The sequence below is a fragment of the Roseateles sp. genome (assembly GCF_965229315.1).
GTDB lineage: Bacteria > Pseudomonadota > Gammaproteobacteria > Burkholderiales > Burkholderiaceae_C > Pelomonas.
Genome location: NZ_CBDDJA010000002.1, coordinates 1,930,736 through 1,956,018 on the forward strand (window position 1 = coordinate 1,930,736; position 25,283 = coordinate 1,956,018).

A 25,283-nucleotide genomic window follows, 5' to 3' on the forward strand; every position below is an offset into this window, starting at 1 on the left:
ACAGGGTTTCAAATTGCCCCCATGGCTTCCCATTCGCATCCGCATCCGCACTCGCACGATCATCACCACGATGACGCCCACGATGACCACCACGGCCACGCGCACGGTCACGACCACTGCTGCGCGTCTCCCGCGCAGCCGCACGCCAGCGAAGCCGGCGTCACCGGCGCGGTCTTCCGCATCCCGACCATGGACTGCGCCGCCGAGGAAGGCGACATCCGCCGCGCGCTGGACGGGGTGAGCGGCGTGCGCGGCCTGCGCTTCCGGCTGGCCGAACGCACGCTCACCATCGACGCCGACGCGGCGGACCTGCCCGCCGCACTCGGCGCCATCCGCCAGGCCGGCTACGACCCGCAGCCGCTGCAAGCCGCAGACGCGCGCCGCGACCACGGCCTGGGCGTTGGCCTGCCGCGCCTGGGCGCTGCGCTGGCCCTGGCGCTGTGCGCGGAGGCGCTGTCCTATCTGATGCCCGACGCGCAGCCGGCGCGCTGGGCCGGCATGGCGCTGGCCGCGGTGGCCATCGGGCTGGCCGGCCTGGACATCTACAAGAAGGGCCTGGCGGCGCTGCGCGCGCTGCGGCTCAACATCAACGCCTTGATGACGGTCGCAGTCACGGGTGCCTTCGTGCTGGGCCAGTGGCCCGAGGCGGCCATGGTGATGGCGCTGTACGCCATCGCGGAGCTGATCGAGGCGCGCGCGGTGGACCGTGCGCGCAACGCGATCCAGGGGCTGATGTCGCTGGCACCGGAAACGGCCGAGGTGCGCCAGGCCGACGGTTCCTGGGCCACCGTCGCGAGCGCCCAGGTCGCCGTGGGCGCCGTCGTGCGCCTCAAGCCGGGCGAGCGCGTGCCGCTGGACGGCGTCGTGACCGAGGGCCGCAGCGCGGTCGACCAGTCGCCCGTCACCGGCGAAAGCATCCCGGTGGACAAGGCTGCGGGCGATGACCTCTACGCAGGCACCATCAACCAGGCCGGCGCGCTGGCGTTCCGGACCACCGCCACCGCGTCGGGCTCGACGCTGGCGCGCATCATGGAGGCGGTCGAGAAGGCGCAGGGCTCGCGGGCGCCGACGCAGCGCTTCGTCGATCGCTTCGCCGCCGTCTACACGCCGGCCGTGTTCGCCATCGCGCTGGCCGTGGCGCTGCTCGGGCCGTTCGCCTTCGGCTGGACCTGGGCGCTGGCGGTCTACAAGGCGCTGGTGCTGCTCGTCATCGCCTGCCCCTGCGCGCTGGTCATCTCCACGCCGGTCACGGTCGTCAGCGGTCTGGCCGCCGCGGCCCGCCAGGGCATCCTCATCAAGGGCGGTGCCTATCTCGAACAGGCGCGCGCGCTGCGCGTCGTCGCGCTGGACAAGACCGGCACCGTGACCGAGGGCAAGCCGCGCCTCGTGCACTGGGAGGCACTGTCGGCCACCGACCCGCAGGCCATCGCCGCCGCGCTGGCGGCGCGCTCCGACCATCCGGTGTCGCAGGCCATCGCCGCCGGCCTGGGGGCTGGCACCGGCACCGGTCAGGTCGATGCGTTCAGCGCGATGCCGGGGCATGGCGTGCAGGGCCGCATCGACGGGCAACTCCACATGCTGGCCAACCACCGCTTCATCCATGACCGCGGACTGTGCAGCCCGGCGCTGGAGGACAAGCTCGCCGCGCACGAGGCGCAGGGCCGCACGGTCACGCTGCTGGCGACGGACTCGCGCGTGCTGGGGCTGTTCGCCGTGGCCGACACGATCAAGCCGTCCTCGACCGAGGCCGTCGCCGCACTGCGCCGCCTGGGCGTGCGCGCCGTGATGCTGACGGGCGACAACGACGCGACGGCCCGCGCCATTGCCGCGCAGGCCGGCATCGCCGATGCCCGCGGCAACCTGCTGCCGCAGGAGAAGCAGGCGGCCGTGAAAGCCTTGCAGGATTCGGACGGGCCGACGGCGATGGTGGGCGACGGCATCAACGACGCGCCGTCGCTGGCGCAGGCCGACATCGGCTTCGCGATGGGCGGCGCGGGCACGCACGTGGCCGTCGAGGCGGCCGACGTGGTCGTCATGAACGACGACCTGCGCCGCATCGCCACGACCATCGCGCTGTCGCGCAAGACACACGCGGTGCTGTGGCAGAACATCTCGCTGGCGCTGGGCATCAAGGCGGTGTTCCTGCTGCTGGCCCTGGCCGGCAACGCGACGATGTGGATGGCCGTGTTCGCCGACATGGGCGCCAGCCTGCTGGTGGTGGCCAACGGGCTGCGGCTGCTGCGTGCATGACGATGCCGATGCAGCCGCGAACTTGACCTTGACCTGTCCACCGTCTTGACCCGGCCTTGCTGCGCCGCAACAATCAACACATCGCAACCTTGGAGCCCGTGCGTGGACAGTGCCAGTCATCGCAGTGAATCAGCGCGAGCCGTGATGGCCGCGGACTGCCTGGTCTCCTGACGCCCGCTCCGGGTGGCAGGCCGGGCGCCTGCCACCGTCGCCGACTCTTCTTGCTCAAGCGCTGATGCGCTGAATCGCTTCGCGCGGCCCGCCGCGCAGGCCAGACGCGTTCGTTCATGCGCGGCTTTCCCGACCCGGAGGAACGCCATGCGCAAGACCCGACCCCAACAACCGTTGCCGGCGATGGCGCCCGCAACAGCACCGGCACGCCCGCCGCAGGCCGCAGCGCCGCGTGACCTGCCCGACGTCGTCGCCGCCCTCGATCGCCTCACGCCCTGGCCCACGCTGCGCCTGCGCTGCGCATTGCTCCGCCGGGGCTGAGCCCACCCACTTTCAACCAGGAGTTGCCATGGACCCCGCCCCTCCTTGGCGCCAACGCGCGCCTGCCACTGCTTCGTTTTCATCTTTCGTTCCACCCCATCGGTCGGAACGCCGCGGAACCGCCCACGTCTAGTGGCTGAGGGGCCTGCGGCGTTGCGCCCCAGGAGAACCTCATGCTGTTCCTGCACCTCTTCCCCTCCCTGATCTCCACCGTCTCCCTGCTGCTGGCCCGCATGCGTCACCGCGCCGGCCGGCGCCCGCATGCGCCGCTGCAAGGGCTGCTCGTGCGGCTGGACTGAGTCGGCGCTGCCGGACACCTCGCCGACAGCCGTTTGACAACACGTTGACACGGCCGGTACGCACGCTGCCGGCCCAGTGCACAGCACCAGAACAAAGACCCGATTGGAGTTCCCGATGAGGATGAATGCCCGCTTCCCGCAAACCCTGCCTTGGCTGCTGATGTGTGCCTGGCTGGCCGGCTGTTCGCCCGCCGGCACCGATGCCGCAGCGATGCCCGACGCCCAGGCCGTCACGCACGAAGGCGCGCTGGTGGTCGTGCCGCCGGCGTCGCCGCTGCGCCGCACGCTGGCCGTCGCGCCGGCACAGTCCAGCGCCGTCGAGCAACCCATCCATGCGCCCGGCTCGGTGGAGGCTTTGCCGGACCACCTCGTGAAGATCACGTCGCCGGTGACCGGCCGCGTCGAGCGCATGCACCGCGCGCTGGGTGACGCGGTGCGGGCCGGCGACGCGCTGTTCACGCTGGACTCGGCCGACCTCAGCGCCGCCTATGGTGACGCCGCCAAGGCGCGCGCGGCGCTGCAGCAGGCCGGCCGCGACCTGGCAAGGCAGCAACTGCTGTTCGACGCCGACATCGCCGCCCGCAAGGACTACGAGGCCGCACAACTGGCCCAGCACCAGGCCGAGAGCGACGCGCAAGTCACGCAGGCGCGCCTGGCGCAGCTCGGTGCGGTCAACGCGGGCGCGCGGCGCCAGTTCGTGCTGCGCTCGCCCATCGCCGGCCGTGTCATCGACATGAGCGGCGCGCAAGGCGGCTACTGGAACGACATCACCGCGCCGCTGATGACGGTGGCCGACCTGTCCACCGTGTCCGTCACCGCCGCCGTCGCCGAGAAGGACCTGGCCTCGGTGTTCGTCGGCCAGAAGGCGCGCATCGTGCTGAACGCCTACCCCAACGACGCGCTGGAGGGCGAGGTGCGCTATGTCGGCGAGGTGCTCGACGCCGACACCCGCACCGTCAAGGTCCGCCTGCTGCTGGACAACCGCCAAGGACGCTTGCGCCCCGGCATGTTCGCCAAGGTCGTGTTCGCCGGGCCGCAGCACACGGCCGTGCTGGTGCCGTCCGGCGCCGTGCTGCAGAGCGGTCTGTACACCCGCGTCTTCGTCGAGAAGGCAGCGTTCAAGTTCGAACCGCGCCAGGTGAGCGTGGGCGCCACGGCGGGTGACCGCGTCGAGATCCTGTCGGGTCTTCAGGCCGGCGAGCGCATCGTCGTGAAGGAAGGGGTGGTGCTCAATGATTGAACGCCTCGTCACCCTGTGCTTCGAGCGGCGCGTCATCGTCTGGCTGGTCTTTGCCTTCGTGGCGCTGTACGGCTGGGCGAGCTGGCGGCAACTGCCCGTCGAAGCCTATCCCGACATCGCCGACGTGACCTCGCAGGTTGTCACGCAGGTGCCGGGGCTTGCCGCCGAGGAGGTGGAACAGCAGATCACCGTGCCGCTGGAGCGCGAGTTGCTGGGCACGCCGGGCCTGCACGTGCTGCGCTCCAAGAGCACCTTCGGCCTGTCGCTGATCACCATCGTCTTCAAGGACGGCGTGGAGGGCTACTGGTCGCGCCAGCGGCTGCAGGAGCGCATCAACGGCGTACAGCTGCCCTACGGCGCGCAGCCGGGGCTGGACGCCTACACCTCGCCCATCGGCGAGATCTACCGCTACACGCTGGAGTCCGGGAGCCGCGACCTGCGCGAGCTTTCGGAGCTGCAGTTCTGGACCGTCATCCCGCGGCTGAAGAAGGTGCCCGGCGTCATCGACGTCGCCAACTTCGGCGGCCTGACGACGCAGTTCATGCTGGAGCTGGACCCGGCCCGCCTGGTGCAGTACGGCCTGACGCTGCAGCAGATCAAGGACGCCATCAACGCCAACAACAGCAGCGCCGGCGGCAGCGTGATGAACCGCGGCGAGCAGGCCTACGTCATCCGCGGCGTGGGGCTGATCCGCTCGCTGGCGGACATGGGCAACGTCGTCGTCACGGCCAAGAACGGCACGCCCGTGCTGGTGCGCGACCTGGGCACCGTGGCCTATGGCAACGTGGAACGCCGCGGCATCCTCGGCAAGGACGACACCCCTGACACCCTGGAAGGCATCACGCTGCTGCTGAAGGACGAGCATGCGTCCGAGGTCATCAAGGGCGTGCACGAGGCGGTGCGCGACCTCAACGAGCACCTGCTGCCCAAGGACGTCAAGGTCGTGCCCTACCTGGACCGCAGCACGCTGATCGAAGCCACCACGCACACGGTCGGCCACACGCTGATCGAGGGCGTGACGCTGGTGACGCTGGTGCTGCTGCTGGCACTGGGCAGCTGGCGTGCGGCGCTGATCGTGGCGGTGACCATCCCGCTCGCGCTGCTGATCGCCTTCGTGTTCATGCGCCACCTGCAGATCCCGGCCAACCTGCTGTCGCTGGGCGCCATCGACTTCGGCATCCTGGTGGATGGCGCGGTCGTGCTGGTCGAGAACATCATGCGCCGCCGCGAGGAGCAGGAAGGCCGGCCCATCACGGCCGCCGACGCGATCGCGGCGACGCTGCAGGTCGCCCGGCCGATCTTCTTCGGCATGCTGGTCATCATCGCCGCCTACCTGCCGCTGTTCGCCTTCCAGCGCATCGAATACAAGCTGTTCTCGCCGATGGCCTTCGCCGTCGGCTCGGCGCTGGTGGGTGCGATGCTGGCGGCGCTGGCGCTGATCCCGGCGCTGGCCTGGCTCGCCTTCCGCAAGCCGCGGCGCGTGTTCCACAACCGGCCGATGCAGTGGCTGGTGGTGCGCTACCAGCGCTTCCTCGAGGCGGCCATCGGCGGGCGCCGCTGGGTGATGGCCAGTTGCGCCGCCGCACTGGCCGGCGTGGTGCTGCTGGGTGCCAGCATCGGCCGGGATTTCCTGCCCTACCTCGACGAAGGCTCGCTGTGGCTGCAGGTCACGCTGCCGCCCGGCATCACGCTGGACAAGGCCGGCACGATGGCCGGCGAGCTGCGCCGCGCGACGCGCGAATTCCCCGAGGTGTCCACCATCGTCACGCAGACCGGCCGCAACGACGATGGCACCGACCCCTGGACCGTCTCGCACATCGAGGCCAGCGTGGGCCTGCACCCGTACTCGACGTGGCAGTCCGGCCTGAGCAAGCAGGCCCTGATTGCCCAACTGGACGCACGCTACCGCCAGATCCCCGGCGTCAGCGTGGGCTTCATGCAGCCCATGATCGACGGCGTGCAGGACAAGCTCTCGGGCGCGCACACCGACCTGGTCGTGAAGATCTACGGCGACGACTTCGACGAGCTGCGCCGCATCGCTGCCGCGGTAGTGGCAGCGCTGGATACCGTGCCCGGCGCGGCCGACGTGGCCATCGACCAGGAGCCGCCGCTGCCCAACCTGAAGATCGACGTGGACCGTGCGGCAGCAGCGCGGTACGGCATCAACGCCAACGACATCAGCGACCTCATCACGACCGCCATCGGCGGCGCCACGATCGGCCAGGTCTTCGTCGGCGAGAAGAGCTACGGGTTGACCGTGCGCTTCCCGCAGGCCGTGCGCAACAACCCTGACGCCATCGCCGGGCTGACACTGTCGGCCCCGGGCGGCGCCAAGGTACCACTGGCCCAGGTGGCGGCCATCCACACCGTGTCGGGCGAGAGCACGATCACGCGTGAAGGCGCGCGCCGGCACCTGACGGTGAAGCTCAACCCGCGCGGCCGCGACCTGTCCGCCGTGCTGGCCGACGCGCGGACGGCGATCGCACGCGGCGTCACCTATGACGCGCAGCGCTACCAGCTCGTCTGGGGCGGTCAGTTCGAGAACCTGCAGCGCGCGCAGGCACGGCTGGCGCTGATCCTGCCGATGACGCTGGGGTTGATGTTCCTGCTGCTGTTCGCCGAGTTCGGCAACCTGCGTCAGCCGGCGCTGGTGCTGGGCGTGGTGCCGCTGGCCACGCTGGGGGGCCTGGCCGCGCTGCACCTGCGGGGCATGACGCTGAACGTGTCCAGCGCGGTCGGCTTCATCGCCTTCTTCGGCGTGGCCGTGCTGAATGGCGTGCTGATGATTTCGCAGATCAACCGGCTGCGCGCGCATGAGCACCGGCCGCTGCGCGAGGCCGTCATCGAAGGCGCACGCAGCCGCATCCGGCCCGTGCTCGTCACCGCCACCGTGGCGGCGCTGGGCCTCACGCCGGCGATGCTGGCACGCGGCCTGGGCAGCGACGTGCAGCGACCGCTGGCGACCGTGGTGGTCGGCGGCCTCGTCACCGCCACGCTGCTGACGCTGCTGCTGCTGCCGGCGCTGTACCAACTGATCGAAGCCCGCATCGAGGCCAGGGAGGCCGCATGAAGTTCACCCGACTGATGACGCCGATGCTGGCGCTGGCCGCGACGGCCGCGCACGCCCAGCACGTCCCGTTCACCGCCTACCTGGACGCCGTCGAGCAGCGCAGCCTGGAGCTGGCCGCACAGCGCGAGACCGTACGCGCGGCACGTGCGGGCGTGTCCATCGCCGCGCTGCCGCCCGACCCGTCGCTGAGCTGGGGCATGGGGCCGAAGGAGTTCAGCCGCGAGGTGACGCCGAAGCCGCCGCTGGGCCAGTCGCTGAGCCTGAGCTGGACGGTCGAGACCGCCGGCAAACGCGGTCGTCGCGTGCGCGCGGCCGAGAGCGGCGTGGCGCTGGCCCAGGCCAGCGTGGAAGGCTTCGCGCACACCCTCTACGGCAACGCCGCCGGCGCCTTCGCCGAGGCCTGCCGCAGCCGCGAGGCGCTGCTGCGCCAGGAGGCGACGCTGATGGCACTGTCCGATGTGGTGCGTGCCAACGAGGTGCGCCGCAAGGCCGGCGACCTGGGCGGGCTGGAGCTGCTGCAGTCGCGCACCGAGCGCGACCAGTACCAGGCCGCCGTCGTCAAGGCGCGGGCCGACGCCAATGTCGCGCGGCTGAACCTGGCCCTGCCGTTGAGCGGCACGCTGGAGTCCGTGTTCGGCGACCAGCCGCTGGCCTGCCAGTTCCAGCCCTTCGACGCCGGCGACGACATCGACCGCCTGGTGGAGCAGGCGTTGCAGCAACGCGACGACGTGCGCATCGCCCGGGCCACGCTGGCCAACGCCCGCGACGCCGCCGACCTGGCGCGCGCCAACCGCTACGTGGACCCCAGCATCAGCCTCAGCTACGCCTACGCACCGCATGGGCGCGACGGCGCGGAAGCCGACGGCAGCCCCATCGCCGGCGCATCGCGCACCAGCACGCTGAGTTTGTCGGTGTCGGTGCCCATCCCGCTGTCGCGGCTGCAGCGTGGCGAGCTGGTGCAGGCCGAGTCCGCCGTCTCGCAGGCACTGCTGCTGCAACGCCAGGCCGAACTGAAGGCCGAGGCCGATGTGCGCGGCACGCATGCGCAGTTCCTGGCGGCGCGAGAGAACCTGGCGCGCTACCGCGACACGGTGGTCGCCGATTCGCAGAAGGTGCTGGACGGCATGCGGCTGTCGTACCGCAACGGCGCGGCCTCCCTGCTGGAGCTGCTGAACGCGCAGCGCTCGGCGGACGACCTCTACCTGGCCTACCTGCAAGCGCAGGCCGACCTGGCGAATGCGACCGTGCAGTTGCAGCTCAGCCTGGGGCGGCGGCCGGCTCTGTAGCCCTCAATGGCTGTCGGCGGCGAGCAGCCGGTCCAGCATCAGCGTGGACCACTCGCCCTGCGTCCACAGGTTGGCCAGCAGCCCCTCGCGGTCGGCGAGGAACGCACTCAGCAGCGGCGCGGCCGGCGTGCGCTCCGGGGCGCACAGCAGCGTCAGGCGCTGCGCGCCCTCCTCTTCCAGCCGGCCTATCCAGTCCAGCACCAGCAGCCGGTCGAGGATGGGGCTGAGCTGCAGCGGGTCCACCTGCAGCGCACGGGCCAGCGCCAGGTGCGACAGGCCGCCCTGCCCGGCCTCGCGCACGCGCCACAGCTCGCGCAGCGCTTCCAGCGCCAGCGCGAACGGCTGGCCCGGCGTGTCGGCCCGCAGATGCAGTCGCCCCGTCAGGCTGGGCGTGTTGGCCGCGAGGATGGCGCCCAGCAGCACGACGACCCACCCGAGGTAGACCCAGACCAGGAACACCGGCACGGTGGCAAAGGCGCCGTACAGCGTCGAATACGTCGGCACCTGCTTCACGTACCAGGCCAGCAGCGCCTTGGCGAGCGAGAAGCCGATGGACACGAAGGCGCCGCCCAGCAGCGCATGGCGCCAGCGCACGTGCGTGTTGGGCACGTAGTGGAAGAGGCCCGCCATCGCCAGGCCGAACAGCAGCACGTCGGCGCTGCCCAGCGCCGTGGACATCGCCGCCGGCATCGCCGTCAGGTACCCCTGGCCGACGCTGATGGCATAGCTCGTCAGCGTGAGGCTGCCGCCCAGCAGCAGCGGGCCCAGCGTCAGCGCGGCCCAGTAGACGAGCACGCGCTGCGCGATGGGCCGCGGGCGCTGCACGCGCCAGATCGCATTCAGCGTGCGGTCGATGGTGAGCATCAGCGCCAGCGCCGTGACACCCAGCGCCACCAGGCCCACCGCGCCCAGCTTGTTGGCCTTGGCGGCGAACTGCGTCAGCGCGCCCAGCACCGGCTTGGCGATGTTGGGCGGGATCAGGCTCTTCAGGAAGTACTGCTCCAGCGCGGCCTGGAAGCTGGAGAAGATCGGGAATGCGGTGAACACGGCCAGCATCACCGTCAGCAGCGGCACCAGCGAGATCAGTGTCGTGAACGTGAGGCTGCCGGCGGTCAGGCCCAGCTTCTCTTCCTTGAAACGCTGGCGGAAGGTCTGCAGCGTCTGCAGCCAAGGCCAGCCCAGCAGCACGGCCAGGAAGTTGCTCGCGAAGGTGACGGGGTTGCGGGCGAGCGGCGCGTCGGCATCGCTATTGGCGTTGGCATTGGCGGGGGCGGCGGATGACACGGACCGGACGGGAATCGGGGACATGGCTTCTATGATGCCGCAGCTATGTCCCCTGCCCCCGAAAGAACCGAACCCAGCGCGGCCGAGCGCCTGTCGCGCAACCTCGCATTCGCCGCCATCACGGCGCTATTCCTGCTGTGCCTGATGTGGGAGCTGTGGCTCGCGCCAACGGGGCGAGGCACGCTCGCCGTCAAGGCGCTGCCACTGCTGCCGGCGCTGATGGGCCTGTGGCGCTACCGCCTCTACACCTTCCGCTGGGTGGCGCTGGGCGTGTGGCTGTACGTGCTGGAGGGCCTGGTGCGCAGCACCAGCGAGGGCGGGCTGGGGCAGTGGCTGGCGCTGGCCGAGGTGGTGCTGGGCGCCATCGCGTTCACCGCCTGCACCGCGCAGATCCGCCAGCGGCTGAAGGCCGCCAAGGCTGCCGCAGCGACCGGGGCCACGGAGCCGGCATGACGGCCTTCCTGGACGCGCTGCGCGCGCGGCTGGGAGACGCCGGGCTGCTCGTGGGTGGCGACCTCGCGGCCTACGAGCAGGACTGGCGCAAGCGCTACGCCGGCCGGGCGCTCGCGGTGGCGCGGCCGGCGTCCACGGACGAGGTCGCGGCGGTGCTGAAGCTGTGCCACGACCACCGGGTGCCGGTCGTACCGCAGGGCGGCAACACGGGTCTGGTCGGCGGCTCCACGCCGGACGACAGCGGGCGGCAACTGGTGCTGAGCCTGTCGCGCATGAAGCGCCTGCGCGGCGTGGACGTGGCGAACGCCAGCCTCACCGCCGAGGCCGGCTGTGTGCTGGCCGATGTGCAGGCGGCAGCACGCGCGGCCGGCCTGCTGTTCCCGCTGAGCCTGGCGGCCGAGGGCTCGTGCACGCTGGGCGGCAACCTGGCGACCAATGCCGGCGGCACGCAGGTGCTGCGCTACGGCAATGCGCGCGATCTGTGCCTGGGGCTGGAGGTCGTCACGGCGAGCGGCGAGGTGTGGCACGGGCTGTCGGGCCTGCGCAAGGACAACACCGGCTACGACCTGCGCGACCTGTTCATCGGCAGCGAGGGCACGCTGGGCGTCATCACCGCGGCGACGATGAAGCTGTACCCGGTGCCGAAGGAGCGCCTGACCGCGCTGGCGGCCTGCGCATCGCTGGACGATGCGGTGGCACTGCTGGGGCTGGCGCGCGAGCACGCGGGCGATGCGCTGACCGGCTTCGAGGTCATGAACGGTGCCTCGCTGGCGCTGGTCGCGCGGCAATTGCCGCAACTGCACCAGCCGCTGCCGCCCGTGGCGTGGACGGTGCTGCTGGAGCTGTCGGATGCCGAGAGCGCCACGCATGCCCATGGCGCGTTCGAGGGCCTGCTGGAGGCGGCCATGGCGCGCGGCTGCGTGCAGGACGCGGCCATCGCACAGAACCTGCAGCAGGCCAAGGCCTTCTGGCATCTGCGCGAGTCCATCCCGCTGGCGCAGGCGCAGGCCGGGCTGAACATCAAGCACGACATCGCGCTGCCGGTTTCCGCCATCTCCGGCTTCGTCGCCGAGATGGACGCCACGCTGGCGGCCTACCTGCCCGGTATCCACATCATCGACTTCGGGCACCTGGGCGACGGCAACCTGCACTACAACGTGCAGGCCCCGGCCACCGTGCCGCCGGCCGAGTTTCTCGCGGCCCACGAGGGGCCGATCAACGCGATGGTCTACGACGCCGTGGGCCGGCGCGGCGGCTCGATCTCGGCCGAGCACGGCATCGGGCGCCTCAAGCGCGAGGAACTGGCGGCCCGCAAGGACCCGACGGGGCTGGCGCTGATGCGGGCGATAAAAAAGGCCCTGGATCCCCGGGGCCTGATGAATCCCGACCGCCTGGTCTGAGCCTCACTCAGCCATGCGGGGCTGCATCGCCGGGTCGCGGCGGCCGCGACCGCGCCGGAACAGCGACTGCAATCCCCAGTAGATGAAGATGGTCAGCGTCAGGAACGCCACCACGACCAGCAGCACCTCGCCGACGGACAGGATGGCCGCGCCAACGACGGTCCAGCGCTGCCGCCGCGCCGCGAACTTGGTGCCCAGGTTGTCGCGGAAGATCTCGATGCTGTCGTAGAAGCTCGGCACCATCAGCAGCGTCAGGAAGGTGGACGTGATCGTGCCGCCGATGATGGCCACGGCCATCGGGCGGTAGAACTCGCCGCCCTCGCCCACGCCAATGGCCACCGGCAGCATGCCGGCGATCAGCGCGAAGGTCGTCATCAGGATGGGGCGGAAGCGCTTGCGGCCCGCGTGCATCAGCGCCTCTTCACGGGGCACGCCATTGGCCTCCTCCTGGCGTGCGGCGTCCAGCAGCAGGATGGCATTTTTCGCCACCAGGCCGGCCAGCATGATGATGCCGATGAAGCTCATCAGGTTCAGCGTGCCCTTGGTGAGCAGCAGCGCGAGGACGACACCGATCAGCGACAGCGGCTGCGACAGCATGACGCCCAGCGGTGCGGTGAACGAGTTGAACTGCATCACCAGGATCAGGTACATCAGGCCGATGCCGGACACCAGAGCCGTGCCCATCGCGCTGAACACCTCGGCCTGGTCCTTGGACGCACCGGCCAGCTTGATGCCGTAGCCGGGCGGGAAGCTCATGCTCTGGGCGAGCTTCTGCGCGTCGGCCGACACCTCGCCGGAGGAGCGGCCCTGCGCGTTGGCCGACACGGTGACGACGCGCTTGCCGTCCACGTGGCTGATGGTGGCCGGACCCTTGCCGGTGGTGACGGTGGCGATCTGCTCCAGCGGCACCATCATGCCGGTGCCGCTCACGGCGATCGGCAGGCGCTCGATGTTGCCGGCATCGACGCGGTCGTCGGGGTGCAGGCGCACCGAGACGTCGCGTGTCTGGCCGGTCGGGTCGATCCAGTCGCCGACCTGGATGCCGGCGAAGGCCACACGCAGCGCGTTGGCCGCGTCGCCGACCGAGATGCCCATGGCGTTGGCCATGCCGCGGTGCATCTCGATACGCAGTTCGTCCTGCGTGTCCTGCTGCGACAGGCCCACGTCCACGGCACCCGGCACCTTGCGCAGCCGGGTCATGAAGTCTTCGGTCATCGCCATCAGCTGGCGCGTGTCGGTGCCGTAGAAACGGATCTGCACGGGCTTCTGGCCGCCGTTGTTCAGGTCGTCCAGCACGACGTACTCGGCGCCGGTCAGCACCTTGAGCCGCTCGCGCAGGTCCGCGCCGATCTGCTGGGCGCTGCGCTGGCGGGTGAAGCTCTTGCCGAGGTCGATGTAGAGCTTGCCGCCGGTGGTCTGCACGAAGCTGTCGGTGGCCTTGGTCTCGGGCAACTGCCGGGCGATGTCGGCGGCCGCGGCGAGCTTGCGGCGCGAGTATTCGAGGCTGGCGCTGGGCGGCGTGCGGATGTCCACGGCGATGGTGCCGAAGTCGGAGCTGGGCAGGAAGCTGCTGCCGCCGAGCGTGGCCTGCAGCCCGATGGCGGCGAAGAAGCTCAGCGTCGCGATGGTCGCCATCCAGCGGCGGTGGTGCAGTGCCCAGGCGATCACGCGGCCGTAGCGGTCGGCCTGGTGGTCGAACCAGACATTGAACTTCTCCAGGATCCTGGAGATGCCGGTCTTGGGCGCCTCGTGGTGCCCCGGGGGGTCGCCCCAGAAGGCCGACAGCATCGGGTCCAGCGTGAACGACACCAGCAGGCTGACGAGCACCGAGGCCACCACCGTCAGCGCGAACGGGCGGAACCATTCGCCGCCCACGCCCGGGATGAAGGCGACGGGCACGAACACGGCGACGATGGAGAAGGTGGTCGCCGCGACGGCCAGGCCGATCTCGGCCGTGCCGCGGAAGGCTGCGGTGCGCCGGTCGGCGCCGCGCTCCATGTGCCGGACGATGTTCTCGCGCACGACGATGGCGTCGTCGATCAGCACGCCGATGGCCAGCGACAGGCCCAGCAGGCTCATGAAGTTCAGCGTGAAGCCGAACAGCCAGACCGCGATGAAGGCGGCGATGACGGACGTGGGCAGCGACGTGGCCGTGATCAGCGTGGAGCGCCACGAGTTCAGGAAGGCGTAGACCACGAAGATGGTCAGGCCGGCGCCGAACACCAGCGCGTCGATGACGTTGCGCAGGCTGTTCTGGGCGTCCTTGCCGCTGTCCTGCGTGATCTCGAGCTTGGTGCCTTCGGGCAGGCTCTTGTTGCTCTCCTCGACGACCTTGCGCACCTCCTTGGCCACGCTGACCGTGGAGGCCTCGCGCGAGCGGGTGATGGACAGCCCGACGTTGTTGTTGCCGTTGCGCACGCTCAGCGTCGTGCGTTCGGCAAAGCCGTCCTGGATGGTGGCGACCTGGCCCAGCCGCACCAGCTCGCCGGCCGTGCGCTTGACGACGATGCGGTCGAAATCGGTCGGTGACTCGATGCGGCCGACCAGGCGGATGCTCTGGTCCTCATACTCGCCACGCACCTTGCCGACCGGGGCCGACATGTTCTGGTTGCGCAGCGCGTTGGTGACGTCGCTGACCGACACGTTGAACTCGCGCAGCTTCTGGCCGTGCAGCAGCACGGACAGTTCGCGGTTCAGCGAGCCGAACACGTCCACCTTGCCGACGCCGGGGATGGCGCGGAACTTGTCGGCGAGCTGGTCTTCGGCGATGCGCGACATCTCGGCATGCGTCAGCGTCTTGGACTCCAGCGACACCTGCATGACAGGCTGCGCGGACGGGTCGACGCGCTGCAGGATGGGCTCCCGCATCTCCTGCGGCAGGTTGTAGCGCACGGACGCAATCGCGTTGCGCACGTCGTCCGCGGCTTCGATCAGGTTCTTCTTGAAGTCGAACTGCAGCACGAAGGTGGCCTGACCCTCGCCGGCCGTGGAGCGCACCTCGGTCACGCCGGGCACGGCCAGCAGCGGCCGCTCGACGCGGTTGACGATCTCGCGCTCGCTGGTCTCCGGCGACGCGCCCGGGTAGGGGATGCTGACGACGAGGATGGGAATCTCGACGTCCGGGTTCTGGTTGACCTTGAGCTTGGTCAGGGCCAGCAGGCCCATGGCCATGATGCCGATGATGCAGACGATCGTGGCGATCGGCTTCTTGATGGCGAAATCGGAGATCAGCACCTCAGCCTCCTGCGCTCGCTGCGGACGCCGCCGGTGCCTCAGCGGCCGCGGGCTTGGCGCCTGCGGCCACCTGCTGCACGGGCGTGCCCTCCACCAGCGTGCGGCTGGGGTTGCGGATGATGATGTCGCCGGCGGCCAGGCCGCTCTTGACGACGAACTCGCCGCTGCGCTCGTCGCGCTCGCCCAGCACGATGGGCTGGCGGTGCAGCTTGGCGTCCTTGACGATCCAGGCGAACGCACGGTCGCCGTCGCGCTGCAGGTCGGCATCGCCCAGCATCAGCGCGACCACGGTGCTGGTGCGCACATGACCCTCGCCATACAGGCCGGAGACGACGGCCTGCTTGGCGTCGACGAAATCGACCAGCAGCGCGACCTGGCGGGTGACGGGGTCCGCGGCCACGTCGATGCGGCGGATGCGGCCTTCAGACTTCGGGTTGGCCGCGCCGTTGATGCGCAGGTCCACCGGCTGCCCGACCTTCAGGTCGGCGCGCCGGTCGGCGGACACATAGCCCTCGAACCGCATGCTGCTGGGGTCGATCACCTTCAGCAGCGCCTTGCCGACCTGCGCCGTGTCGCCGGAGGACACCTGGCGTTCGCTGACGACGCCATCGAACGGCGCGCGCACTTCGGTGCGGGCCAGTTGCTGGCGTGCCGCGACGAGGCGGGCATCGGACGCGACGCGTTCACTCATCGAAGCCGTGCGGCGGTTCTGCGCATCTTCCAGCGCCTGCAGCGACACCATGCCTTGCGCCTGCAACTGCTTCTGCCGCTGGTACTGGCGGTCAGCCTGCTCGAAGGCTTCCATCGCGGCGCGGGAGGCTTCCTGGGCCGATGCCAGGCTGTCACGGATGGACGTGGCGTCCAGGCGCACGAGCAGGTCGCCCTTGCGCACGACCTCGCCGTTTTCCTTGAACACCTGCTGCACGATGGCCGAGACCTCGGCACGCAGGTCTGCCCGGCGTTCGGGCTGCACGGAGCCGGTGATCAACGGGCCGGTGCTGTGGTCGCTCTGGCCCAGGATCATCCGGTCCTCGACCCTGAGCTGCAGCGGCGGCAGCGGCTTGGTCGCGTCGGTGTCGGTGCCGGGCTTCTTGCAGGCCGACACGGCCAACAGCGCCGCGAGCGCCGTGAGGGTGAGCAGGCCGCGCGCGCTTGCATGCAGCTGTGTGGGACGGTGAGTCATCCTGGAATCGTTCGTTGTTGTGGCCGGGAATCGGGGCCGCCCGCCTGGGGCGGTTGGCCGGAACGCCGCATGACCGCGGCGCCATCGTCTTCATGGTCGTACACAGTACGACACAAAGCCCGGCAAGCATACCGACGATGGCCGGGGGTGCCGGAAGTCGTGCGACGGACTGCGGATGGCGCCGGTGAAGCGCGCAATTCGGGTGACAGACCGGGGATGGGCGTGCCGGGCTGCGTCAGGCGCGCGCTGACCAGCTGAGCGGCCAGTCGCCCTGCTGCCAGCGCTGCAGCCACAGCAGACCGATCAGCGTCTTGGCATCGGTCAGCATGCCGCCCACGGCCAGCGCATCGAGTTCGGCGGGTGTGTGCGTGACGAGTTCCAGGAACTCGCCGGCATCGAGCTTTTGCTGGCCGCCCGTGAGGCCACGTGCGAAGAAGATGTGAATACCCTCGTCCGAGTAGGCGATGGCGTTGTGCAGCACGCCGGCATAGGCCCATTCGGCGGCGCTGTAGCCGGTTTCTTCGATCAGCTCGCGTTGCCCGCAGGCCAGCGGGTCTTCGCCGGCGTCGAGCTTGCCGGCCGGGAACTCCAGCATCACGCGTCCCATCGGGTAGCGGTACTGGCGCTCCATCAACAGCCGGCCGTCATCCAGCAGCGGCACGATCATCACCGCGCCGGGGTGACGGATGTACTCGCGCTGGGCTGTGCTGCCATCCGGCAGCGCGACGTGGTCCTTCCGGACGCGCAGGAAATGGCCCTCGTAGACGGAGCCGCCATCGAGGCGGCGCTCGACGAGGTGGTCGTCCTCAGTCCTGGCCACGGCGCCCACCACGGCGCAGGTAGCGCCAGACGAAACCGGGAAAGCCCAGCGTGATGAAGAGACACGCCGCTGACGCGTAGAACTCCCAGCCCTGCGCGTGGCGCTGGCCGATGCGGGTCTCCAGCAGCGTGCCGAGCCCGAAGGTCAGCACGGCCAGCAGCACCAGTTCCAGCAACCGCCACCAGACGGCCTTGGGTTGCTGGCGGGGGCCGACCAGCAGCAGCCGCTCGCTGAAGTACGGCAGGTTGGCGGCGACGAGGGCCGCTGCCAGAACCACCCAGACGGCGACGGTTTGATCCATCAGGTCCGGTCAGCCGGTCAGGTGGCCAGGGCCCGGACGATGGCCTTGGCGCACAAGTCCATCAGGCCGCCAGGCAGCAGGCCGAAGACCAGCACGGCAGCGCCGTTCAGCGACATGACGAACCGCACATCACCCGGCGCGGCGATGGGGGCCGTGTCGGTGGCTTCGTCGAAGAACATGACCTTGACGATGCGCAGGTAGTAGAACGCGCCGACCAGCGACACGACGACGGCAAACACCGCGAGGTACAGGTAGGCCTGCACGTTGGTGGACACCAGCGCCTGCAGCACCGACAGCTTGGCGTAGAAGCCCACCGTGGGCGGCAGCCCGGCCAGCGAGAACATGAAGATGCTCATGACCAGCGCGAACCAGGGGCTGCGCTTGGCGAGGCCCGCCAGGTCCTTGATCTCCTCGGCCTCATGACCCTGGCGCGACAGCAGGATGATCATGCCGAAGGTGCCCAGTGTCGTCAGCACGTAGGTCACGGCGTAGAACATCGCCGAGCTGTAGGCGTTGGCGGCGGACAGCGTGTTGTTGTTGACGACGCCCGACGTCATGCCCAGCAGCATGAAGCCCATGTTGGCGATGGTGGAGTACGCCAGCATGCGCTTGAGGTTGCTCTGCGCGATGGCTGCCAGGTTGCCGATCAGCAGCGACATGATGGACAGCACCATCAGCATCTGCTGCCAGTCCACGGCCAGGCCGATCATGCCCTCGACGAGCAGTCGCACCGTGATGGCGAATGCGGCGAGCTTGGGCGCCGCGCCGATCAGCAGCGTGACGGCGGTGGGGGCGCCCTGGTAGACGTCCGGCACCCACATGTGAAAGGGTGCGGCGCCCAGCTTGAAGGCCAGGCCGGCGACGACGAAGACGACGCCGAAGACCAGCACCGAACGGTTGGGCGCGCCCTGCGAGATGACGTCGAAGACCTGCGGGATGCTCAGCGAGCCGGTCGCACCGTACATCATCGACAGGCCGTACAGCAGGAAGCCGCTGGCCAGCGCGCCGAGCACGAAGTACTTCATCGCGGCTTCCGTCGCGATGGCGTTGTCGCGGCGCAGCGCGACGAGCGCGTACAGCGACAGGCTCATCAGTTCCAGGCCGAGGTAGATGACCAGGAAGTTGTTCGCCGACAGCATCACGCTGATGCCCAGCAGCGAGAACAGGCTGAGGATGAAGAGCTCGCCCTTGAGCATCTCGCGCGACGCCGCGTAGGGGCGCGCGTAGACCAGCGTGATCAGCGTCGCCAGGCAGGCGAAGCCGGCCAGCAGGTGGCCCATGGGGTCGGCGACGACCATGCCCTGCATGGCATAGGTGGTCAGGCCGGCGTCGAAGTCATAGAAATGCAGGCCGGCGACGACGACCAGCGTCAGCTGGGTCAGCCAGTAGGTCGGGCGGCGCTGCTCGTCGGTGACCCACAGGTCCGCGAGTGCGACGACGCAGCCCATGGCCAGCAGCAGGATTTCGGGATAGATCGCGAGCCAGTTCATGTCGTTCATTGTTGTGCCTCAGCTCGTCATCAACCCGGGATGAGCTTGCTCTGCGCGACGTGCTGCAGCAGCTCGACGACCGAGACGTGCATCACGTCGGTGAAGGGCTTGGGGTAGACGCCCATGTAGAGCGTGGCCACGGCCAGGACGGCCAGCATGACGAACTCGCGCCTGTTGATGTCGGTCAGCGCGCGCACCTTGTCGTTGGCGATGTCGCCAAAGTAGACGCGCTTGATCATCCACAGCGTGTACGCCGCACCGAACACCAGCGCCGTCGCGGCAATGCCACCCAGCCAGAAGTTGAACTGCACGGTGCCCAGGATCACCATCCACTCGCCGACGAAGCCGGCGGTGGCGGGCAGGCCGCAGTTGGCCATGCCGAAGAACACGGCGAAGGCTGCGAAGGTCGGCATGGTGTTGACGACACCGCCGTAGTCCGCGATCTCACGCGAATGCACGCGGTCGTAGAGCACGCCGATGCACAGGAACATGGCGCCCGACACGAAGCCGTGCGAGATCATCTGCACGAGGCCGCCGGCCACGCCCAGCTCGTTGAAGATGAAGAAGCCCAGCGTCACGAAGCCCATGTGGGCGATGGACGAATAGGCCACCAGCTTCTTCATGTCCTTCTGCACCAGCGCGACCAGGCCGATGTAGACGACGGCGATCAGCGACATCGCGATGATGAGCCAGGCCCATTCGCGCGCCGCGTCGGGGGCGATCGGCAGCGAGAAGCGCAGGAAGCCGTAGCAGCCCAGCTTGAGCATGATGGCCGCCAGCACGACCGAGCCACCGGTGGGCGCCTCGACGTGGGCGTCGGGCAGCCAGGTGTGCACCGGCCACATCGGCACCTTGACCGAGAACGCTGCCAGGAAGGCGAAGAACAGCCAGGTCTGCGCGCCGCCCGTCAGCGGCAGCTTGTGCCAGGTCTGGATGTCGAAGCTGCCGGCGGACTGGTAGTACAGGTACAGCAGCGCGACCAGCATCAGCAGCGAGCCGGCCAGCGTGTACAGGAAGAACTTGAAGGCCGCATAGACGCGGTTCGGACCGCCCCAGACACCGATGATGATGTACATCGGGATCAGCGTGGCCTCGAAGAACACGTAGAACAGCATGCCGTCCAGTGCGCTGAAGACGCCCACCATCAGGCCGGACAGGATGAGGAACGCGCCCATGTACTGGTTCACGCGCGTCTCGATGACCTCCCAGGCCGCGATGACGACGATGACCGTGATGAACGCGGTCAGCGGCACGAACCACATCGAGATGCCATCCACGCCCAGGTGGTAGTGGATGTTGAAGCGGGCGATCCAGGGTTGGTTCTCGACGAACTGCATCGCGGCGGTCGTCGTGTCGAACCCCGTGATCAGCGGGAGGGTGACGAGGAAGCTCGCCACGGCCGCCACCAGCGCCAGCCAGCGCACGGCTTTGACCTGTTCGTCGCGCCCGACCGCCAGCAGCAGCGCGCCGCAGGCGATGGGCAGAAAAATCGCAAGACTCAGCAACATTCTTGTTATCCGCCTCAGAGGGTGTGGAGAGGCTCGGTGTGGCCGAGCGGACCGCACAGGCGGCCCCAATCAAGGCGCAAAGCGGAGCCGTAGCTCTGCCTACGGCGAGCATTTGCAACGACGAGTGGGGTCGTCTGGGAGGGACGAGCGGTCATGTTGAGCTTCTTCATACCCTCTGCGCTCAGAACCCGAACAGGGCGCTGAACTGGGGCTTGATATAGGGCCAGAGCTGCCAGGTCATCAGTCCCGTGACACCGAGGATCATGACCAGGGCGTACCAGTACAGGTAGCCCGTCTGCAAGCGGCGCACCAGACCCGCGATGCCGCCGACCGAGCGGGCCGAGCCGTTGATGATCAGGCCGTCGATCAGCGCGCCGTCGCCGCCCTTCCACAACCCCGTGCCGATGAGGCGCGCAGCGCGAGCCAGGATGTTCTCGTTGATCCAGTCCATGAAGTACTTGTTCTCCAGGACGACGATCAGCGGGCGCAGCACCTTGGCCAGCGTGGCCGGGATGGCGGGCGCGACCATGTAGAACACGTAGGCGGTGACCACGCCGGCCAGCGCCAGCCAGAACGGCAGCGTGGTCAGGCCGTGCAAGGCCATCGCGGCGGCACCGTGGAAGCCTTCGGCCAGTTCCTCCATCGCCGGGTGGGCGTGGCCGTTGACGAAGATGGCGTCCTTGAAGAAGTCGCCGAACAGCATCGGCTGGATGGCCATGAAGCCGATGACGACGGACGGGATGGCCAGCAGCACCAGCGGCGCGGTGACGACCCAGGGCGACTCGTGCGGCACGTGGGCGTGGTGGTCGCCGTGGTCGTCATGGCCGTGCTGCTCGTCGTCTTCCGGCGGGAACGGCTTGTGGTGGAAGTGTTCCTTGCCGTGGAAGACGAGGAAATACATCCGGAACGAGTAGAAGGCGGTCACGAACACGCCGGCGATGACGGCGAAGTACGCGAAGCCCGCGCCAGGCAGGTGGCTGGCGTGCACGGCCTCGATGATCGAGTCCTTCGAGTAGAAGCCCGCGAACAGCGGCGTGCCGATCAGCGCCAGCGAGCCCAGCAGCGACGTGATCCAGGTGATGGGCATGTACTTGCGCAGGCCGCCCATGTTGCGGATGTCCTGGTCATGGTGCATGCCCATGATGACGGAGCCGGCACCGAGGAACAGCAGCGCCTTGAAGAAGGCGTGCGTCATCAGGTGGAACACGGCCACCGAGTAGGCCGATGCGCCCAGCGCCACGGTCATGTAGCCCAGCTGCGACAGCGTGGAGTAGGCGACGACGCGCTTGATGTCGTTCTGGATGATGCCGAGGAAGCCCATGAACAGCGCCGTGATCGCGCCGATCACCATGACGAAGTTCAGCGCCGTGTCGCTCAGCTCGAACAGCGGCGACATGCGCGCCACCATGAAGATGCCGGCCGTCACCATCGTGGCGGCGTGGATCAGCGCGGAGATGGGCGTCGGGCCTTCCATGGAGTCGGGCAGCCAGACGTGCAGCGGGAACTGTGCCGACTTGCCCATCGCGCCGATGAACAGGCAGATGCAGGCGACGGTCAGCATGGCCCAGTCGGTGCCAGGGAAGACCATCTTGGACAGCAGGTCCGCCTTGGCGAAGGTCTCGGCGTAGTTCAGCGAACCGCCGAAGGCCACCAGCAGGCCGATGCCGAGGATGAAGCCGAAGTCTCCCACCCGGTTCACCAGGAAGGCCTTCATGTTGGCGAAGATGGCCGACTGCTTCTTGTACCAGAAGCCGATCAGCAGGTACGACACCAGGCCCACCGCTTCCCAGCCGAAGAACAGCTGCAGCATGTTGTTGCTCATGACCAGCATCAGCATGCTGAACGTGAACAGCGAGATGTACGAGAAGAAGCGCTGGTAGCCGTCGTCCTCTTCCATGTAGCCGATGGTGTAGATGTGCACCATCAGCGACACGAAGGTCACGACGCACATCATCATGGCCGTCAGGCCGTCGACGAGGAAGCCGACTTCCATCTTCAGCGGGCCCAGGGTCATCCACTCGTAAATGGTGGCGTTGAAGCGCGCGCCGTCGACGGCCACGCTGTACAACGTCTGTGCCGACAGGATGAAGGCGATCAGCACGCCGAGGATGGTGACGATGTGCGAGCCACGGCGGCCCACCGTCTTGCCAAAGAAGCCGGCGACGATGGCGCCCACGAGCGGCGCCAGCGGCACCGCCAGCAGCAGGTTCTGGTTGAGTGTTGCAGACATCTTGTGTGTGTCCTCAGCCCTTGAGAGCGTCGAGTTCTTCGACGTTGATGCTGGCTCGGTTGCGGAACAGCACGACCAGGATGGCCAGGCCGATGGCCGACTCGGCCGCCGCGACGGTCAGGATGAAGAACACGAAGACCTGCCCGCCCATGTCGCCCAGGTAGTGCGAGAAGGCGACGAAGTTCAGGTTGACCGCCAGCAGCATCAGCTCGATGGCCATCAGCAGCACGATCAGGTTCTTGCGGTTCAGGAAGATGCCGATCACCGACAGCGCGAACAGCATCGCGCCCAGCGTCAGGAAATGGCCCAGGGTCAGTCCAGCGGCGCCGATCATGCTTTGCCTCCTTCGGTGGGTGCGGCAGCAGAGGTCGCGGCTTGCGCTGGCGCGGCGATGGTCGGCGCCATCTTCACGATCTTCAGGCGCTGCGCCTTGGTGACCTTGACCTGCTCGGAGGGGTCCATCGCGCGCGAGTCCTTGCGGCGGCGCAGCGTCAGCGCGATGGCCGCGACGATGGCGACCAGCAGCAGCACAGCCGCGATCTGCAGCGGATACAGGTAGGCGGTGTAGATCTCGATGCCCAGCAGCTTGGTGTTGCCCAGCTGCAGCTGCGCCGCGGTGGCGACCGGCGCATCGGCAAGCTGGAAGCCGCCCATCAGCACGATGCCCATCTCGAAGGCGATCAGCGCGCCGACGACGGCAGCAAGCGGCAGGTGCTTCCAGAAGCCCTCGCGCATGCTGTCGGTGTTCAGGTCCAGCATCATGACGACGAACAGGAACAGCACCATGACAGCACCGATGTAGACGAGCACCAGCGCGATCGCCAGGAACTCGGCCTTCAGCAGCATCCAGATGCAGGACGCCGTGAAGAACGACAGGATCAGGAACAGCGCCGCATGCACGGTGCTGCGCGCCGTGATGACACGGAACGAACTCACCAGCAGGATGCCGGAGAAGACGTAGAAAAGGATGGTCGTGATGTCCATATTTGCTCGGGCAAACACTGCTGACTTTGGATCCGGGGCGTCCGCCGGGCCGTCCCAAGGGCGATCCGGGCAGATGTGGACGAGGGCGTTGGCCTGAGTCCATCTGCGTCCCCTCGGGGGACCGGCCGGGTACTCCCGGACGCGGGGTGTCAACGATATTTGGCGTCAGCCTCCTTTTGGGCCGCGATTTCGGTCTCGTACTTGTCACCGACCGCCAGCAGCATGTCCTTGGTGAAGTACAGGTCGCCGCGCTTTTCGCCGTGGTATTCGAAGATGCTGGTCTCGACGATGGAGTCCACCGGGCAGCTTTCCTCGCAGAAGCCGCAGAAGATGCACTTGGTCAGGTCGATGTCGTAGCGCGTCGTGCGGCGGCTGCCGTCGGCGCGCACGTCGCTCTCGATGGTGATGGCCATCGCCGGGCAGACAGCCTCGCAGAGCTTGCAGGCGATGCAGCGCTCTTCGCCGTTCTCGTAGCGCCGCAGCGCATGCAGGCCGCGAAAGCGCGGGGACAGCGGCGTCTTTTCCTCGGGGAACTGGACGGTGATGTTGCGCGACAGGAAGTGCCGGCCGGTGAGCTTCATCCCCTTGAGCAGTTCCCAGAGGAAGAAGGTCTTCGCGAAATTCGTGATTGCAGTCATGGGCGCCGCCTCACTTCCAGATGTTGAACGGCGTCTGCATCCAGGCACCGACAACGACCAGCCAGATCAGCGTGATGGGAATGAAGATCTTCCAGCCCAGACGCATGATCTGGTCGTAGCGGAAGCGCGGGAACGTGGCGCGCACCCACAGGAACATCGTGACGACGAAGAAGGTCTTGCCGAACAGCCAGGCCCAGTTCCAGAACGCCATCGTGTGCTGGATGAAGGCCGGCGTCTCCATGCCGAACAGGCTCCAGGAGATCGGCGCGGTCCAGCCGCCCAGGAACATGACGACGGCCAGGGCCGACACCAGGATCATGTTGGCGTACTCGGCCAGGAAGAACATCGCGAACGACATGCCCGAGTACTCGATCATGTGGCCGGCGACGATTTCCGATTCGCCTTCGACGACGTCGAACGGGTGGCGGTTGGTTTCGGCCAGGCCCGAGATGAAATAGACGATGAAGATGGGGAACAGCGGCAGCCAGTTCCAGGACAGGAAGGTCAGGCCCATGTTCGCGAACACGCCCTTCTCCTGCACCTGCACGATGTCGGTCATGTTCAGGCTGCCGGTCACCATCAGCACGACGACCAGCGCGAAGCCCATCGAGATCTCGTAGGAGACCATCTGCGCCGAGGCACGCAGCGCGCCGAGGAAGGCGTACTTCGAGTTGGACGCCCAGCCGGCGATGATGACGCCGTACACCTCGAGCGACGTGATCGCCATCAGGAACAGCAGGCCGGCATTGACGTTGGCGACCGCCGCGTCCGGGCCGAAGGGCACGACGGCCCAGGCGGCCAGCGCCGGCATGATGGTCATGACCGGGCCGAGGAAGAACAGGCCCTTGCTCGCGGCGGCCGGCTTGATGATCTCCTTGAAGATCAGCTTGACCGCGTCGGCGATGGGCGTCAGCAGGCCGTAGGGGCCCACGCGGTTCGGGCCGGGGCGGATCTGCGACCAGCCGATGGCCTTGCGCTCCCACAGCGTCAGGTAGGCCACGCAGCCCAGCAGCGGCAGGATGACCGCGACGATCTTCAGCAGGCTCCAGACCAGGGGCCACAAGGCGCCCAGCAGCGACGCGCCGTTTTGGTAGAGAGAGTCGATCATTCTTGAGGCTCCC

The 25,283-nt window shown here is 68.5% G+C and carries 20 protein-coding genes; 8 read left to right on the forward strand and 12 right to left on the reverse strand.

What is annotated here, in order from left to right; translation table 11 throughout:
• Positions 1–21 precede the first annotated feature (21 nt).
• From ACO07H_RS13705 to ACO07H_RS13730, 6 genes are all read left to right on the forward strand, one after another.
• The gene (locus ACO07H_RS13705) at positions 22–2,250 is read left to right on the forward strand and encodes a heavy metal translocating P-type ATPase (RefSeq protein ID WP_422015015.1); all 2,229 of its coding nucleotides are present in this window, start codon (positions 22–24) and stop codon (positions 2,248–2,250) included.
• Between the two features lie 318 nt (positions 2,251–2,568).
• Complete coding sequence (locus ACO07H_RS13710; RefSeq protein ID WP_422015017.1) at positions 2,569–2,742, forward strand: hypothetical protein; 174 nt, start codon at positions 2,569–2,571, stop codon at positions 2,740–2,742.
• Positions 2,743–2,915: 173 nt separating this feature from the next.
• Entirely contained in the window at positions 2,916–3,041 is a 126-nt protein-coding gene (locus ACO07H_RS13715) for a hypothetical protein (RefSeq protein ID WP_422015019.1), read from the forward strand.
• A gap of 115 nt (positions 3,042–3,156) precedes the next feature.
• Positions 3,157–4,281 carry an efflux RND transporter periplasmic adaptor subunit gene (locus ACO07H_RS13720; protein WP_422015021.1) on the forward strand — a complete coding sequence of 375 codons (1,125 nt, stop codon included), beginning with the start codon at positions 3,157–3,159 and terminating at the stop codon, positions 4,279–4,281.
• On the forward strand, positions 4,274–7,351 hold the full coding sequence (locus tag ACO07H_RS13725) for an efflux RND transporter permease subunit (RefSeq protein ID WP_422015023.1): 3,078 nt from the start codon (positions 4,274–4,276) through the stop codon (positions 7,349–7,351). The genes ACO07H_RS13720 and ACO07H_RS13725 overlap by 8 nt, the downstream gene beginning before the upstream one ends.
• Positions 7,348–8,637: a TolC family protein gene (locus tag ACO07H_RS13730; protein WP_422015025.1), complete on the forward strand. Its 1,290-nt coding sequence runs from the start codon at positions 7,348–7,350 to the stop codon at positions 8,635–8,637. Before ACO07H_RS13725 ends, ACO07H_RS13730 begins: the two co-directional genes overlap by 4 nt.
• A 3-nt stretch (positions 8,638–8,640) precedes the next feature.
• On the opposite strand, the gene ACO07H_RS13735 is transcribed toward ACO07H_RS13730, so the two are convergent.
• Complete coding sequence (locus tag ACO07H_RS13735) at positions 8,641–9,945, reverse strand: YihY family inner membrane protein (RefSeq protein WP_422015027.1); 1,305 nt, start codon at positions 9,943–9,945, stop codon at positions 8,641–8,643.
• Between the two features lie 21 nt (positions 9,946–9,966).
• On the opposite strand from ACO07H_RS13735, the gene ACO07H_RS13740 reads away from it, so the two are divergent.
• Positions 9,967–10,374 carry a DUF2069 domain-containing protein gene (locus tag ACO07H_RS13740; protein ID WP_422015029.1) on the forward strand — a complete coding sequence of 136 codons (408 nt, stop codon included), beginning with the start codon at positions 9,967–9,969 and terminating at the stop codon, positions 10,372–10,374.
• Positions 10,371–11,774: an FAD-binding oxidoreductase gene (locus ACO07H_RS13745; RefSeq protein ID WP_422015031.1), complete on the forward strand. Its 1,404-nt coding sequence runs from the start codon at positions 10,371–10,373 to the stop codon at positions 11,772–11,774. The genes ACO07H_RS13740 and ACO07H_RS13745 overlap by 4 nt, the downstream gene beginning before the upstream one ends.
• A gap of 3 nt (positions 11,775–11,777) precedes the next feature.
• On the opposite strand, the gene ACO07H_RS13750 is transcribed toward ACO07H_RS13745, so the two are convergent.
• From ACO07H_RS13750 to nuoH, 11 genes are all read right to left on the reverse strand, one after another.
• Positions 11,778–15,008, reverse strand: a complete 3,231-nt coding sequence (locus ACO07H_RS13750; RefSeq protein ID WP_422015033.1) for an efflux RND transporter permease subunit — start codon at positions 15,006–15,008, stop codon at positions 11,778–11,780.
• Position 15,009: 1 nt separating this feature from the next.
• Positions 15,010–16,191 carry an efflux RND transporter periplasmic adaptor subunit gene (locus ACO07H_RS13755; protein WP_422015035.1) on the reverse strand — a complete coding sequence of 394 codons (1,182 nt, stop codon included), beginning with the start codon at positions 16,189–16,191 and terminating at the stop codon, positions 15,010–15,012.
• A 235-nt stretch (positions 16,192–16,426) separates the two neighbouring features.
• Positions 16,427–17,011 carry an NUDIX domain-containing protein gene (locus ACO07H_RS13760; protein ID WP_422015037.1) on the reverse strand — a complete coding sequence of 195 codons (585 nt, stop codon included), beginning with the start codon at positions 17,009–17,011 and terminating at the stop codon, positions 16,427–16,429.
• Complete coding sequence (locus tag ACO07H_RS13765; RefSeq protein ID WP_422015039.1) at positions 16,998–17,312, reverse strand: DUF2818 family protein; 315 nt, start codon at positions 17,310–17,312, stop codon at positions 16,998–17,000. Before ACO07H_RS13765 ends, ACO07H_RS13760 begins: the two co-directional genes overlap by 14 nt.
• Positions 17,313–17,329: 17 nt before the next feature.
• Complete coding sequence (gene nuoN, locus ACO07H_RS13770) at positions 17,330–18,811, reverse strand: NADH-quinone oxidoreductase subunit NuoN (RefSeq protein WP_422015041.1); 1,482 nt, start codon at positions 18,809–18,811, stop codon at positions 17,330–17,332.
• Positions 18,812–18,831: 20 nt separating this feature from the next.
• Positions 18,832–20,310: an NADH-quinone oxidoreductase subunit M gene (locus ACO07H_RS13775; RefSeq protein ID WP_422015043.1), complete on the reverse strand. Its 1,479-nt coding sequence runs from the start codon at positions 20,308–20,310 to the stop codon at positions 18,832–18,834.
• A 181-nt stretch (positions 20,311–20,491) separates the two neighbouring features.
• A complete protein-coding gene (gene nuoL / locus ACO07H_RS13780) occupies positions 20,492–22,540 on the reverse strand; it encodes an NADH-quinone oxidoreductase subunit L (protein ID WP_422015045.1) in 2,049 nt (682 codons plus the stop codon).
• Positions 22,541–22,553: 13 nt separating this feature from the next.
• Positions 22,554–22,874: an NADH-quinone oxidoreductase subunit NuoK gene (gene nuoK / locus ACO07H_RS13785; RefSeq protein WP_088481271.1), complete on the reverse strand. Its 321-nt coding sequence runs from the start codon at positions 22,872–22,874 to the stop codon at positions 22,554–22,556.
• Positions 22,871–23,524 (reverse strand): NADH-quinone oxidoreductase subunit J, encoded by a 654-nt coding sequence (locus ACO07H_RS13790; RefSeq protein WP_422015047.1) that lies wholly within the window; start codon positions 23,522–23,524, stop codon positions 22,871–22,873. The genes nuoK and ACO07H_RS13790 overlap by 4 nt, the downstream gene beginning before the upstream one ends.
• 149 nt (positions 23,525–23,673) lie before the next feature.
• Positions 23,674–24,162 (reverse strand): NADH-quinone oxidoreductase subunit NuoI, encoded by a 489-nt coding sequence (gene nuoI, locus ACO07H_RS13795; protein ID WP_422015049.1) that lies wholly within the window; start codon positions 24,160–24,162, stop codon positions 23,674–23,676.
• A gap of 10 nt (positions 24,163–24,172) precedes the next feature.
• Complete coding sequence (gene nuoH, locus ACO07H_RS13800; RefSeq protein WP_422015051.1) at positions 24,173–25,270, reverse strand: NADH-quinone oxidoreductase subunit NuoH; 1,098 nt, start codon at positions 25,268–25,270, stop codon at positions 24,173–24,175.
• Positions 25,271–25,283 lie beyond the last annotated feature (13 nt).